Origin of the sequence: Streptomyces sp. NPDC051738 (assembly GCF_044453205.1) — a bacterium.
Classification (GTDB): domain Bacteria; phylum Actinomycetota; class Actinomycetes; order Streptomycetales; family Streptomycetaceae; genus Streptomyces.
Genome location: NZ_JBITCM010000046.1, coordinates 1 through 13,997, shown reverse-complemented (window position 1 = coordinate 13,997; position 13,997 = coordinate 1). Strand labels below are relative to the sequence as shown.

The 13,997-nt window shown below is 68.8% G+C and carries 11 protein-coding genes and 2 pseudogenes; 7 read left to right on the top strand and 6 right to left on the bottom strand.

Features of this window, described 5'->3' with window-relative positions; all coding sequences use genetic code 11:
* Window positions 1-522: 522 nt before the first annotated feature.
* Window positions 523-801: pseudogene (locus ACIA8X_RS46660) on the bottom strand (PucR family transcriptional regulator); the annotation flags it as partial.
* A gap of 560 nt (window positions 802-1,361) precedes the next feature.
* Here ACIA8X_RS46660 and ACIA8X_RS46655 point away from each other — a divergent pair.
* The 4 genes from ACIA8X_RS46655 (at window position 1,362) to ACIA8X_RS46640 (ending at window position 5,196) form a co-directional block, all read left to right on the top strand.
* On the top strand, window positions 1,362-2,897 hold the full coding sequence (locus ACIA8X_RS46655; RefSeq protein ID WP_393443848.1) for an alanine/glycine:cation symporter family protein: 1,536 nt from the start codon (window positions 1,362-1,364) through the stop codon (window positions 2,895-2,897).
* A 246-nt stretch (window positions 2,898-3,143) separates the two neighbouring features.
* Window positions 3,144-4,460, top strand: coding sequence for a Na+/H+ antiporter NhaA (gene nhaA, locus ACIA8X_RS46650; protein ID WP_399460788.1), 1,317 nt, complete (start codon window positions 3,144-3,146; stop codon window positions 4,458-4,460).
* Between the two features lie 11 nt (window positions 4,461-4,471).
* Window positions 4,472-4,930, top strand: coding sequence for a CBS domain-containing protein (locus tag ACIA8X_RS46645; protein ID WP_393443853.1), 459 nt, complete (start codon window positions 4,472-4,474; stop codon window positions 4,928-4,930).
* A complete protein-coding gene (locus ACIA8X_RS46640) occupies window positions 4,927-5,196 on the top strand; it encodes a hypothetical protein (RefSeq protein WP_393443856.1) in 270 nt (89 codons plus the stop codon). The genes ACIA8X_RS46645 and ACIA8X_RS46640 overlap by 4 nt, the downstream gene beginning before the upstream one ends.
* A 246-nt stretch (window positions 5,197-5,442) precedes the next feature.
* On the opposite strand, the gene ACIA8X_RS46635 is transcribed toward ACIA8X_RS46640, so the two are convergent.
* Window positions 5,443-6,513, bottom strand: a complete 1,071-nt coding sequence (locus tag ACIA8X_RS46635; protein ID WP_393443858.1) for a PucR family transcriptional regulator — start codon at window positions 6,511-6,513, stop codon at window positions 5,443-5,445.
* A 43-nt stretch (window positions 6,514-6,556) separates the two neighbouring features.
* Between ACIA8X_RS46635 and ACIA8X_RS46630 the strand changes: the two genes are divergently transcribed.
* From ACIA8X_RS46630 to ACIA8X_RS46620, 3 genes are all read left to right on the top strand, one after another.
* Entirely contained in the window at window positions 6,557-7,123 is a 567-nt protein-coding gene (locus ACIA8X_RS46630) for an STAS domain-containing protein (RefSeq protein WP_399460787.1), read from the top strand.
* Between the two features lie 173 nt (window positions 7,124-7,296).
* Complete coding sequence (locus ACIA8X_RS46625; RefSeq protein WP_399460786.1) at window positions 7,297-8,538, top strand: cation:proton antiporter; 1,242 nt, start codon at window positions 7,297-7,299, stop codon at window positions 8,536-8,538.
* 1,043 nt (window positions 8,539-9,581) lie between these two features.
* A complete protein-coding gene (locus tag ACIA8X_RS46620) occupies window positions 9,582-10,163 on the top strand; it encodes a hypothetical protein (protein ID WP_399460785.1) in 582 nt (193 codons plus the stop codon).
* A 35-nt stretch (window positions 10,164-10,198) separates the two neighbouring features.
* On the opposite strand, the gene ACIA8X_RS46615 is transcribed toward ACIA8X_RS46620, so the two are convergent.
* The 4 genes and pseudogenes from ACIA8X_RS46615 to ACIA8X_RS46600 form a co-directional block, all read right to left on the bottom strand.
* The gene (locus ACIA8X_RS46615) at window positions 10,199-12,148 is read right to left on the bottom strand and encodes an NAD-binding protein (protein ID WP_393443867.1); all 1,950 of its coding nucleotides are present in this window, start codon (window positions 12,146-12,148) and stop codon (window positions 10,199-10,201) included.
* Window positions 12,149-12,276: 128 nt separating this feature from the next.
* Window positions 12,277-13,098, bottom strand: coding sequence for a hypothetical protein (locus ACIA8X_RS46610; RefSeq protein ID WP_399460784.1), 822 nt, complete (start codon window positions 13,096-13,098; stop codon window positions 12,277-12,279).
* A 6-nt stretch (window positions 13,099-13,104) separates the two neighbouring features.
* Window positions 13,105-13,296, bottom strand: a complete 192-nt coding sequence (locus tag ACIA8X_RS46605; RefSeq protein WP_399460783.1) for a hypothetical protein — start codon at window positions 13,294-13,296, stop codon at window positions 13,105-13,107.
* Window positions 13,293-13,997 (bottom strand): annotated as a pseudogene (locus ACIA8X_RS46600) (hypothetical protein); the annotation flags it as partial. The pseudogene ACIA8X_RS46600 and the gene ACIA8X_RS46605, both read right to left, overlap by 4 nt.

The window sequence follows — 13,997 nt, the reverse complement described above, 5'->3', positions numbered from 1 at the left end:
CATCAAACCGCCCTCCTCACAGGGGCCTTCTCCACCAAGCTACCTGCCCGTAACGCCGGGCAGAACTGATACGACAGCCGTGGTTCTTGATCGTTGAGGGGTTCGCCCTGACCGGCAGGCATACGGGCAGCCGAAGGCCGCGCCGGCGGTGCCGGACCAGCGGGCGCCGGGTACGTCAGGAGACTGCACGGTCCCAGCACGTCAGCCGCGGTGCGCGCCTGCGGTAGGTGACACCGTCCAGGACGGGAGCGGTGACGATGGCCATTTTCCGCCGGCACCCGACACCCACTACCGGCCGGCACCTGGGCGCCGACGGTGCTTCTCACCCGGCCGCTCCAGTTCCGAGTCGCGCAGGGCAAGCGCCTACGCGGAATCCTCCAAGGCGTGGGCAAACACGGGACTCGCCAGGTCGGCGCTTACGTCAGATCTCGTGAATTGCCGAGGGGGATTTCCGGCACACCCCTTGCCGACTGTGCTGGCGATGCCTCCGTCGGTCAGACGGTGGCCTTGGGGATCTGTGGATCACAGGGGTCTGGTCGGCCAGTCGAGCAGGCGGGCACCGATGACCGCGGTCTGCAGGGTGTAGCGGTGTGCGGGGTCGGTGGGGTTGGTGCCGGTCAGAGTGTGGACGCGTTCCAGGCGGTAGGTCAGTGCCCGCACGCTCAGTGACAGTCGGCGGGCGGTTTCGGCGGCCACGCAGCCGGTGTCGAAGTAGGTGGTCAGCGTGTCGAGGAGGGGCTGGGCTCCGCCGCGGGCTTGCTCCAGCGGGCTGAGGGTGCTGCGGACGAGGTCCATCAGCGCGACGATCGGAGTGGGCAACCGGAAGGCCCCCAAGCGCACGAGGGTTCCGCATGTTGGCAAGGATGCTGCCCAGGTGATCCCTTCGCCCCGGGCAGGGACGCAGGCGCGGTGTTCCATCTGGCAGTGAGGGGACCGACACGCCCCGAGCTTATTGCCGTACAACCCGCACTGGCTGTGGGCCGCGATTCGCTCGTGTCGGCGGGCGAATTCACCGCCCTGGTCCCGCTCCCGGATCCGATCACCTCGCTGTGTCTGTGAAGGCTTGAGGTGGCAGCGCAGTTGAATAACGGTCCAGTCACAGGCCCTGGCGCTTTCCGCACTTACTAGCCGTGACGTGATCTGCATCACTAAAGATTCAGTAAAGGCCGTGGTAGAACAGCGCAAGCCCTGTCCAGCCCACCCAGGCCTGCACGGAGTGTCGGCACGCACCGGTGACAGCCGGTAATCGCGAGTCTGCGGGCTGTGCCGCCCCGCCCCAGAGCCGCCGACGGCGCTCGCTCAAGACTGCACATCAGCTGGCGCAATCAGGCGCCGGCCTCTGCACCATCGAGGTAGCCACTGTGTCACTCGACTCCATGACCGACTCCGTCGACAAAGCTGTCAGCGAGTTTTTCGAGCCCATAGCCGAGCGGCTCGGGGAAGTTGTCTTCTACACCGTTCCGGTCGGCGGAACGGACCTTCCTCTCATCGTCGCCTGGCTCGTCGTCGCCGGTCTGGTCTTCACCGGCTGGTTCGGATTCGTGCAGGTCCGCAAGTTCAGACTGGCCGTCGACGTGGTGCGCGGGAAGTACGACGAGAAGGGGTCGCCTGGCGAGGTCAACCACTTCCAGGCGCTGACCGCCGCCGTCTCCGGCACGGTCGGCCTCGGCAACATCGCCGGTGTCGCCGTCGCCGTCTCCTGGGGCGGCCCCGGCGCCACGTTCTGGATGATCCTGTGCGGCCTGCTCGGCATGGCCACCAAGTTCGTCGAGGTCACCCTCGGTGTGAAGTACCGCGAGGTGCACGCCGACGGCACCGTCTCCGGCGGTCCGATGCATTACCTGCCCAAGGGCCTCAAGGAGCGCTTCGGCAGCAACGGCGCCAAGCTCGGCAAGGTGCTCGCCGTCCTCGCCTCGATCATGGTCCTCTTCTTCGGCCTGTTCGGCGGCAACCTGTTCCAGACCAACCAGAGCTACGCGCAGATCTCCTCGACCTTCGGCGGCGAGGACGGCTTCCTGGCCTCCTCCGCCGGTGCCGTCCTCTTCGGCCTGGTCGTCTCCGCGCTGGTCGGTCTGGTGCTGCTCGGCGGCATCCGCTCCATCGCCTCGGTCACCAGCCGGCTGGTGCCCGCGATGGCCGGTATCTACATCGTGGCCTGCCTGGTCGTCATCCTGGTCAACGTCACCCACGTGCCGGACGCCTTCCAGACCATCCTGCAGGGCGCCTTCGAGGCCGACGGCGTCGTGGGCGGTGTGATCGGTGCCCTGATCATCGGTTTCCAGCGGGCCGCGTTCTCCAACGAGGCCGGTCTCGGCTCCGCCCCGATCGCCCACTCCGCGGTCAAGACCAAGCACCCCGCGAGCGAGGGTCTGGTCGCCTTGCTGGAGCCGTTCATCGACACGGTCGTCATCTGCACCATGACCGCGCTGACGATCGTCATCGCCAACCCGGCCAGCTGGGGCGAGGCCCGCGAGGGCAAGGACATCGGCGGTGTCACCATCACGTCGGACGCCTTCGAGACGGTCCTGCCCTGGTTCCCCTACATCCTCACCGTCGCGGTGCTGCTGTTCGCCTTCTCCACGATCCTGACCTGGGGCTACTACGGCCTCAAGGCTTGGTCGTACCTGTTCGGCAAGAGCAAGGCCAGCGAGACCGTCTTCAAGGTCGTCTGGAGCCTGTTCGTGGTCCTGGGTGCCCTGATGTCCCTCGACTCGCTGATCAGCCTCGGCGACTCCGCGCTCTTCCTGCTGTCGGTATTCAACATCATCGGCCTGTACCTCCTCGCCCCGGTCGTCAAGCGCGAACTCAACTCCTTCCTGGAGTTCGTCCGTGCCCGCAACGCCGGTGAGATCAGCGACGGAGACGAAGACAAGGAGTCGGTGAAGACCACCGTCTGACCGCCCCCGCGGCCCGGCTCCTGAGCGGGTCCGTGCACACCTCGCGCCTTGGTGTGTACGGGCCCGCTCGTTGTGCATTGCGGCAGGTGAAAGACCATCTGGTGTGATCACGTGCAGGCGGTTAGGGTGTTAGGAACGCGTTAGCGGCCCGCCCGGAGCGGGCGCCGCACGCGGGGTGTGCCGGGAAGTCTGGTCGGCGTCGAAGGGGCGTATGCCCTCATGCCGATGCCCCGGAGGCCTTTTCTGATGGCTGCTGCCCCGCGCGAGCGTTCCACCTTCCTCGGTCTTCTGCCGTGGCCGGAGCGGACGGCAGTGGCCCAGGCCCTGCGGACGGAGACGGTCGGCGGGCTGGTCCTGCTGGCGGCGGCCGTGGTGGCGCTGGTGTGGGCGAACACCCCGTGGAGCGGCGCCTACGAGGCGATCCGAGACTTCCACTTCGGCATACCCGCACTCGGCCTCGACCTGTCGGTGGAGCACTGGACCGCCGACGGACTGCTGGCCATCTTCTTCCTGGTCGCAGGTATTGAGCTGAAACGCGAGCTGGTCGTGGGCTCGCTGCGTACGCCCGCCACGGCCGCGCTGCCGGTTGTCGCCGCGCTGTGCGGCATGGTGGTGCCTGCTGCCGTATACGCCGCCACCGCTACCGTCGGTGGCGGCAGCCTGGAGGGCTGGGCGGTCCCGATGGCCACCGACATCGCCTTCGCCCTCGCGGTCCTGGCCGTGCTCAGCACCCACCTTCCCTCCGCCCTCCGCGCCTTCCTGCTCACCCTCGCCGTCGTCGACGACCTCGGCGCGATCCTCATCATCGCGATCTTCTTCACCAGTGATCTGAACTTCCTTGCCCTGGGCGGAGCCGTCGCCGGGCTGGTCGTCTTCTACATACTCCAGCGCTGCCGCGTGCACGGCTGGTGGTGGTACGTACCGCTCGGCATCGCCATCTGGGCGCTGATGTACAACGGTGGCGTCCACGCCACCGTTGCCGGGGTGGCGATGGGCCTGATCCTGCGCACCACCCGCGACAAGGGCGAGGACGCCTCCCCTGCCGAGCGGACCTCCCATCTGCTGCACCCGGTCTCAGCAGGAGTGGCCGTACCGCTCTTCGCGCTCTTTGCCGCAGGCGTCGGAGTCTCGGCAGCGTCGCTGGGTGAGGTGTTCACCCAGCCGGAGCCGTTGGGGGTGGTGCTGGGCCTGGTCGCCGGCAAAACCCTGGGCATATTCGCCGGCACCTACCTCGCCGCGCGCTTCACCCGGGCCCGCCTCAACCCCGACCTGGCCTGGGCCGATGTGTTCGCCCTGGCGGTACTCGCCGGGATCGGCTTCACCGTAGCCCTGCTGATCGGCGAACTCGCCTTCCCCGACCCGACCGATGCCGAGCACATCAAGGCCGCCGTGCTCCTCGGCTCCCTGATCGCCGCAGCCCTTGCGGCGCTGCTGATCAAGCGCCGCAACGGGATCTACCGCCGCCTGTGGGAGGAAGAGACGCGGGACGAGGACGCCGACGGCATCCCCGACATCTACCAGCGGATAAGCCCGGGACGCGGCAGCGCCACGGGCGACGGCTGAGGAGGACGCTCATGCGCGCACGGGATCTCGCCGAGCCCTACCCCTTCGTGACCACGGACGACGACGCCCTCGACGCGGCGCGCATGCTGGCGGAACAGTCGCTGCCGGCCCTGCTCGTCCTCGACTCCGACGGGCAGCCCTACGCCATCGTGCCCGGCTCGCAGCTCATCCGGCAGCTCCTCCCCGCCTATATTGCCGAGGACCCGCTGCTGGCCGGTGTCGTCGACGAACGAAACGACGCCGAGCTCGCGGAACGTCTGACCGGTCTCACCATCGCCGAGTGGGCACCGCGTCATCTGTATCCCCCGCCCGTGGTGGGGCCGGATGCGCGTCCGATGGAGGTCGCGGCACTGATGGCCCGGACCCATAGCCCCCTGGTCGCCGTCATCGAACGCGACGGCACCCAGGTCTCGCTGCTCGGTACGGTCACCGCCGCCCGCCTCACGCAGCACTTCATCGGCGCCCCGTGAACGGCGCCGGGTCTCTGCTGCCGGTGGTCATCGTGGTCGCCGCGCTGGTGATCAGGACCGCGATCGGTGAGCTACGCCGACCGGGCAGCGCTCGGGAGCAGTGGGCGTTCGCGACCAGGGGCCGCGCCGTGGCCGCCGGGGTGGTGGCGGCCACGGCCGTCGCCGTGATGGGCTGGCCACAGACCGGGGCGGCGGCATTGGCGTGGGCAGTGCTGGTCGGCACAATCGTCGCCTTCCTCATGGGCCGACCCACGAACAAGCCCTGACACGCCTCACCCCGCCAGCCTCCCGACACCAGCGCGCCAACAGCTCGTGCGGCTGACCGAGTGAATGCACGGCAGACGGCCGGAGAGTCCGCCCGTGCTGAGTGACGCACTGAGGTCAGCCAGCTCGACATGGGCCAGCAGCGGATAGTTCTGTTGCCCTGGAGCCCGCCCAGACCGACGTACCAGCCGTCGTCGAAAACGTCCCACCCGGCCTTGCCCTGGATCACCGGTGCGTCAGTGCGCCTCTCAGAAGGATTTCGCCGGCCAGTCCAGCAACCGGGCCCCGATCACCGCGGTCTGCAGCGTGTAGCGGTGCACCGGGTCCGACGGATCGGCGCCGGTGAGCTTGTGGATGCGCTCCAGGCGATAGGTGAAGGCCCGCACACTCAGCGACAGCCGCCGGGCCGCCTCCGCGGACACGCAGCCGGAATCGAAGTACGCGGTGAGGGTGTCCAGGAGCGGCTGGGCACCGCCGCGGGCCTGACGCAGCGGGCCGAGGGCGCTCTGCACCAGGTCAGCCATGGCCTGCCGGTCGCGGGTGAGGACGGGGTAGACGAGGAGGTCGGCGGCGCGCAGCACGGGCTCGTCGAGTTCCAGGCGTTCGGCCAGGTCGAGGGCGTTCAGAGCCTCCTCGTACGAGTGGACGACGCCGGCCGCGCCGGGCTGCGGGCGGCCGATCGCCACCTGTCCTCCGCCGGTGGCGGCGAACGCCTGTTTGGCGAAGTATGCGAGGACCTCGTCCTGGTCGCCCGGGGCGATGCACACGAGCCGCCCGTCCTTCGTGGTGAGCAGGATGCTCCGGTCGCCGAACCGGCCGATCAACGCATGCTCCACCTCACGCAGAACTGGGTCTCCCTCGTCGTAGGCGGTCTTGCCGCGTGCCACGGCGACCGCGTGCTCGTACGACAGGCGCAGCCCGTAGCGCTCCGCGCGCTGGGCCAGCCGTCCAAGGTCGCTGCGGCCGTAGAGCAGGTCGTCGATGAACTCCCGGCGGGCGGCTTCCTCCTGGCGTACGGCGTGCCGCTGTGCCCGCTCGTAGCCCTCGGCGAAAGCGTCCATGGCCTGGGCCGCGGCGCCGAGCACGCCGTCCACGGAAACGCCGTTCCCGGTCGGCCAGTTCGCCCGGGTGGCGGCCATGTGGGCAGCGACCAGGGCACGCAACCCGAGACCGGCCTCCGCGGCCTGCTCACCCAGGCTGCGGCGCGATTCCAGTTCCTCCCGCGTCAGTCGGCGACCCGTCGCGGAGGCATCCGCGAGAAGGCCGGCATACCCGTCCAGGTACTCCGCGTACTCCTTGGACACGTCCTGCCCCGTCATATAGGTCCCCCGAATGAATGCGCTATTGACGCCTTTTTAACGCATGGCCCGGGGGCGGGGCCTGGCGGGGCAGAGGTTCGCTGCCTGGCTCCGGCAATCCAGGGAGGTAACGAGGGGCCGATTAAGAGTGCCCGGCGTGACCACCTGCGACCAGCAGCGGATGAAGGCGCGCGGCAGGCACTCGTGTCGTTACATCGATACGCTGATACGTAGGTGTGCCGGGAAGCCTGGTCGGCGGACATGTCCGGCTGCCCTGGGGGCTCTGATGCACCTTTTCCGTTTCCGTCATCATCGGCGGTCCCGGCCTCAACCCCCACCTGGGCATGAGGTGGTCCGGCTGCACGGCGATCTCGGGCTCCGTAACGCCGACGCGACGGGTCGGCGCCTTGTGCAGGTGATCGACAGAGGTCCGGATGTCCTGGAGGTGGACCTGACGGACGTGAAAAACCTGAGCCCAGACGGTTGCGGAGCGTTCTTCACAGCTCTTCGGGCTGCCCGGGCACGCGGTGTGCGGCTGGTCATCACACACGCCAACGAAAGGGCACAGGCAGTTCTGTGGCAGATGGGACTGACCCGCGCTCTGACGGACGGGGGCGCGGGGGCCCGGTAGAGCACGTTGCCCACCGCGCACGATGCCTGATTCCGGCAATGTCGGGGATGACAGAGTGCATGCCAAGAACCTGTCAGCGCCGCGTAAAGAACGTGTAGGGTTCCCACCGGTGTGCCGGGAAGCCTGGTCGGCGATTTGAGGATAAGTCTCTTCGCTGATCGGGGGTTCTGGTCATGGTGCTCATCGTGGTCTTCGGGGTGGCGCTGCTTGTCGCGGTGCTGCTGTCGGGGCTTGCCGCCCGGACCGTCCTGTCCACCTCGTTCCTCTTCCTGGTCGGCGGGGCAATCGTCAGTGACGGTTTCCTCGGGCTGATCCACATCACGCCGGACAGCGAGATCGTGTCCGTCACGGCCGATCTGGCGCTGTTCGCGGTGCTGTTCACCGACGGCATGCACGTCTCCTTCCCCAAGCTGCGCGCCAACTGGCGCAACCCGGCACGCGCGCTCGGGCTCGGCATGCCGCTCGCGTTCGTCGGCATGGCGCTGATCACGCACTACCTGGTGGGCCTGGACTGGACGACGTCCTTCCTGGTCGGCGCCGTGCTCGCGCCGACCGACCCGGTGTTCGCCTCGGCGATCGTGGGGCGCAAGGAAGTACCGGCGAAGTTGCGGCAGTTGCTGAACGTGGAGAGCGGCATCAACGACGGGCTCGCCCTGCCGGTCGTCCTCATCCTGATCGCCGCGGCCGGCCCGACCTCCGGGCACGCGGAGGCTTCCCTGGGGAAGATCGCGCTGGAGCTGGTCCTGGGCCTGGTCTTCGGTGTCGTGCTGCCGATCGCGGTGATCGGCCTCGTACGGTTCCGGCTGCTGGGCGCCGAGCCCAAGCTCCAGCCTCTGCTGCCGCTGGCGATCGGCGTGATCCTCTACTCGACGTGCCACCTCACCCACGCCAATCCCTACCTCGCCGCGTTCTCCGCGGGTGCCGTGCTCACCGCCCGGTCCATCGAGGCCAAGGAGGCGTTCGAGCCGCTCGGTGAGGCGCTGGCGGAGCTGGCCAAGTTCGCGGCGCTGCTGGTGTTCGGCGCGCTGCTGACGCCGCAGCTGTTCGGTGACCTGTCCTTCGGCGGGTACGTCGCCGTCGTCCTGGCCATCGTGTTGATCCGCCCGGCCTCGCTGCTGCTCTCCCTGCTCGGCACCCGCTTCACCCGCCAGGAGAAGCTCGTCGCAGCCTGGTTCGGGCCCAAGGGCTTCGCATCGGTGGTGTACGGGCTGCTGGTGCTGCAGGCCGGGATCCCGCAGGGCGAGGAGGCGTTCACGCTCATCGCCGTGTGCATCGCCTTCTCGATCATCGCGCACAGCTCCACCGACGTACCGATCGCCCGCATGTTCCACGTCGACGACCTCGCCGGAATCCCGGCCGGACGCGAGGACAGCGACGCACCGTCCAAGGACGCTCCCGCGGATGTACGTGCGTGAACGCCCGCCGACACTGACTGGTCCTCAACCGGAAGGAGTGCGGCCCGAAGTCGCAGATGACGCACGTGCATGGCATGCCTCTTTGCCCGCTCCGCTGGCGCAGCACTGTCACGCCGTCTCAGGCCACGGCGCCGCCCTCAGGACAGGCCGCTGAGGGAGCCGGGAGACGTGGCCGGGAGGCATTGGGAGCATGGCGCCGGAGCCTGGCCAAGCCTGCGCAGCGGGCGGAGACAGCGGGAGGGCTACCCACGATGAGGTGGTTCTGGAACATCGGCGGCCCTAACTATGAACCGCTACGGCTGAGCTACGGCGCCACTGCAGGTCCGAGCGGTCCGACCGAACTCGTCCTGCTCGACCCATGCAACCGCGTCATCGGGCGACTTCGTTTCAGGACCTGCCAAACGTGCCGGACAGGGCGCATCCTGGACATCTGGATCTGCGACACGTGGCAGCGCCAAGGGCTGGGGCAGGAACTCGTGTGTTCCCTGGTCGCCCACCGCCCGGGCTACCGGTGGAGCACCACGCTGCAGAGCAGCGCGGGGCGGGCGTTCTTCTTGGCGATGACACGGGAAACCACGGTGTCCCTGCCCCAAGGTGGCCCGTTGTGTTCCCATCTCATGGGCTGGTTCCGGCGGACCTGGCGCCGCCTGCTGGACGCCTGCTGATGACGGCTGCGCTCAGCACGGTCGGTCCGTCCCAGCCACTGCCAGGCGACCCCGGCGCCTGGCACCGCGGTCGGCAGCCAGGGCGTTGCCCGATCCTTGAAAGCAACCGGTAGTCGGGCCGCAGTGAGCACTGCCCGGAAACGGCGGTGCGCCCGCTCCGGCTGCGCGCGCAGGATGAGTGGCGGGGGCACTGGGGATGGTCCTGGTGTCGTGCACCGTCCTGGTGCGCCGCACGGGGGGCCGAAGGGTTCGTGGCTCACTTGGCGTCCTATCGTCCGGGCACGGGCTGGTGGCGAGCCCTGATCGGTTGGCGTCCTGCGCCTCGCCCGGATGCACACTGGAAGAGAGCTGCCGGTGCTCACGAGGGGGTGTCGGCCGATGGCTGCGGCACGGTGTGCCAGGGTGCGTTTGTGGCGGTGGCGGCGAAATCCGCTCCGGCGGCGCAGCGATGTCGTCGAAGCCTGGGTCGTGCTCGCTGGGTGGTTGCTGGCCCTGGTAGGTGGCCTGCTCGCAGGGCTGACGGCGGCGGACGCGATCGGGCGGTCCACCGACCGGCAGCGGGCGGAGCGCCGCGAGGTCTCGGCCGTCCTCGTCGAAGACTCGGAGGACAGGGTGCGCACCAGGGCAGTGGGCGATCCTCGAGTGTGGGCGACGGTCCGCTGGACCGCGCCGGACGGTTCGACACGCACCGACGAGGCCAGAGTCTCGGCCTTGAGTCCGGCCGGGAACCGGGTCACGGTATGGATCGACGAGGACGGTCGCCTCACTGCCGAGCCTCTGACCGCCGGGGATGCGCGGTTCCATGCGGTCTCTGGAGGGGTGCTGGCCGGAGCGGGTGCGAGCGGCATCGCGCTGGGCGCTGTCTGGGTGACACGCCTGTACTTGAGCCGACGGCGTTTGAAGCAGTGGGCTGCGGAGTGGGAGCGGATCGACACGCGATGGGGGAAGAAAGCCGGTTGACCAAACCGGTCGAGGGTGGTGCCACAGAAACAGGTCTACGGTGTGGCGGGGTCGGCCGGTCGGGGGTGGCGGCCGAGGAGTTCAGCGAGTCCCTGGCGGGTGGCGGCCAGCACGACCCGGTCCTCGGACTGTAGAACGTACCCGGGGTGTAGCTCCCAGACGAGCCCGGGAGGCCGGTCGTCGCCATCGGCAGGATGGGCCGCCGCGAGATCGGGACGGCGGTCGGCGGGGGCGGCGGCGTCCAGGGCCAGGACGCGCCAGGCCCCGGGGCGGAAGGCTTCGGCGACCGTACGGCCCTCCAGTTGCGGATGCCCTGCGACGACGAGGGCGGCGAAGAGGAGCACCTTGCGTTCGACGGGTATGGCTCCGAGGATCTGGCGGCCCATCATCGCGCCGGCGAAGGCTGGGGCCGCGAGGCTGGAGACGCTGCGGCTGCGGGTGAGGGCGTGCGGGTGGGCGGCGCGCAGGGTGCGGTAGACGGCGGTGGCGAAGTCGTCGTCGTACAGGCGCAGCGCGACACGCAGGTCGGGCTTGACGGAGCGGGCATACAGGGCGGCTTCGAGGTTGGTGGTGTCGGAGCTGGTCAGGGCGAGCAGGGCATGCGCGCGGTGGATCTTGGCGGACTCCAGGACGCCCTCCTCGGTGACGTCACCGATCACGGTGGGAATGCGCAGGCGACGGGCCAGCGGGATACCGCGTGCCTCGGGGTCCGACTCCACGCAGACGACGGGGATGTCGAGTTCTTTCAGCCGAGCCAGCACACGGGTTCCGATCTTGCCGAGGCCGAGCAGGACGACATGCCCGGACAGGCCACGCGGCGGGCGGCGCAGGGCGGAGGCGCTGCGGAAGGTGCCCAGGCCCTCCAGCACGGCAGCGGTCATCACCGGGAGCAGTAACAACCCTGCCAGCCCGGAGAGGAGTTGGATGATCTGACGGCTCAGCGGCTCGCCGATCGCCGGGTCGTCGATGGCGAACAGGTCGAGCAGGGTGAGATAGGTGGCGTGCACGAGGTCGTCGTCGGTGGTCAGCCAGGCGGCGACGGCGAGGCCGAGGACGCAGGCGAGCAGGCCGGCCAGTGACCAGCGCAGCCGACGCGAGAACAACTGGGAGAGCGGGGCTCCCCGGCCGGCCAGCCTGCCGGTGGGCAGTACCGGCCCGCTGTACGAGACAGCTTCCAGCACCACCGCTCCGTGGCCGGTGGCCGCGGTCACCGCGTACTCGTCCGGCAGGAGTTGGGGGGCCTCGGCGCCACTGCTGTCCGAACCCTCCGCCCCCGCAGGATCGTTGGCGGTCGCCGACAGCAGGGCAAGGGTGCACAGACCGGGGTCGACGACCTCACCGCGGCGTGGCGGAGTACGCTCCACCGCCCGCAGCAGCAGTCCATCCGCCTGAACGACCTTGCTGGTACCCGCAACGGCAGTGGCGGCCAGTGCCGGGGCGGCGGTGTCCGCGTCGGACATGACAGTGGTGGAGGCGTCCAGAGCCGCCGGGTCCAGCCCTGGTGTGGCGACGATGGCGGCCTGGTCCAGGAGTTCTTCCAGCTGCTGGCCGAGCTTGCGGTTGTACAGCCGGATCACCAGCCGCACCTGTGGGTTGAGGCGCCGGGCGATCAGGGCCGTGCGGATGTTCACCTCGTCGTCCTCATACACCAGCGCGAGCGCGGTGGCCCGTGCCACCCCGGCCCCGGCCAGCACCTCGTCGATGACCTCCGATGCCTCCAGCACCTGTTCGTCATCGGCGGCATCCGGTGCGGTGCCCGCAACCCTGGTCATCACCGTGGACACCCGGCCGAAGAGCGCCGCCGCCCGGTCCCGACCGGCCGACGAGGTACCCGCCGCGACGCCGCCTCGGCTGGGGACCACGAGCGTGACGTGCTCGCGGTAGACCTCGCGCAGTTCGTCGGACAGCCGGTAGGCTAGCCCGTCATCACCGCAGACGATCATGTGTCCGCTGCGGGGCGGTATCTGGCGCGGGAGAGACGACATGGAAGATCACTTTGCCGCAGTCCGACAGTTGTTTCCATGCCCACGGGACGGAGAACAGCAGAGCGGCACGGCGCGACGGAAGACCGCCCCTCGGCGGGCATGTGTCCGCCTCGATCGCGCGTAGGACCTTACCCGCACTCCGTAGGGTGTCTGGTGCACCGCAGGGCTTCCTCGGTGTCCACGGAGCTGGAGTTACTCGCAACCGTCGCCTGTAGGTCGTTCACCTTCTTGGAGTCGATGGCTTCACCCCGTGCGGTGGCCCAGCTCTCGACGATCCGCGAGCTGTCGTTCGTGAGGAACAGGGTCTGTTTCGCGTTGACCCGTTCTGCGACCGCCTGTTGCCAACTGCCCGCGACGTACTGTGCTCGGTTCATTTCGTACGACCGAGGGCTGCTCGCGGTGTTCTTGAGACGCCGCAGTACGTCCGAGCGCCATTGTTCGGCCTGCGACGTGGGAATGTCGTCAGCGATGCCGTCGTAGTAGCCAAGGCCGCCGGCGCAGCCACGCGCCGGGCCGGTGTAGACGGGGCCGGTGGCCTGGGTGGGGACCACAGCGAGGCGTGTCGAGCATTCGCGGATATGCGCGGCTCGCAGGTCGGCGTACGCAGCGGGGTCCTGGGACACCGCGCGCAGTACGTTGATGAGGTCGTCGGGGTAGACCGACATGCGGATGGTCTTGCCGTCCCGCCACGGGGCGCTGTCTTCTCGGTGCGTGTACTCGCCGTTGACGCCGCTGAGTATCTCGTAGGTGTCCTGGGTGTAATCCGCCAGAGCCGCCGCGAGTGGCGCGCGTAGTTCGGGGGCGATGGAGGGCTCCTGGCCTCGGTCGATGTCCGCGCCGACCGCGGCGAGGGTAGCCTGCATGGCACGGGCCTGGGCGAGCGTACGCACTCCGGGAGGTGAGCCGGTCGCGGCGTCCCGTATCGCGGTGCCGAGGGCGGCGCAGTCCAAGTCCCGTCAGTACGCGCCGCCGAGGGAGCTCTGGAGGTCGGTTTCGGACTGCAGGCTGTCACAGTGCTGATTGTCCTCCCGCGCGACGAGGGTGTAGCCGACCGCTCCGCCGCCGAGCAGGACAAGGGCGGCCGCTGCCGCAGCGAGGAAACGTGGGCGGCGTGGGCGTGCCGTCTGGGGTGGCGTGTTGTGGTTCATCGGCCGATCGCGTCTTTGGCCAGCTTCTCGCCGGTGGTGTGGTCATTGCGCATCTCGAATTGAAGGTCGTTGACGGAGGGATCGTCCATACCCGGTTTGCCTCGCCCGTTGGCCCACTCGTCCACGAGGAACTGCATCACTAGCTGTGATTTGAGGCTGCGGTCGGCGCCCTCGGCGGCCGCCGCGTCGTTGTTGTAGCCCTTTTCCTGATTTGAGATGTCGTAGGTCCAGGCGTCGAGCATTCGCTGTGCGGCGTCGCCGATCCCGGGGACCATGGTCGCTGGAGTACCGGCCACGTGGTAAATAGTCTTGGCTTTCCAGTCTTCCTGGGCGTTGGCGTTGTCCCGCTTGTCGTAGATGATCCTCGCGTACGGCGTCGTAGGCGCCAAGGGCGGAGCCACCCCTGCGGACAGGATCCCGTTGGTGACCAGCTCGCTGACCACCAGCTCGACCATGCCCATCGCACGGTCCGACACCGGGATCCCTTGAACGGCCTGCACCTCGGTCATGAAATTGCGGGCAGCATGCCGGGCCTCAACGATCGGCTTGCTGCCGTCGAAGGCCATGGCGGACAGGATCGGGCGGCTCATATTCGTCTTCGTGCACCACTGAACCTCTTTCATCCTGGGGTCTGAGGAGTGAAACAGGTTGGTCAGCGTGGTGGTGACGTGGCGAAGCCCCTCGTCGTTGGTGTGGTGATC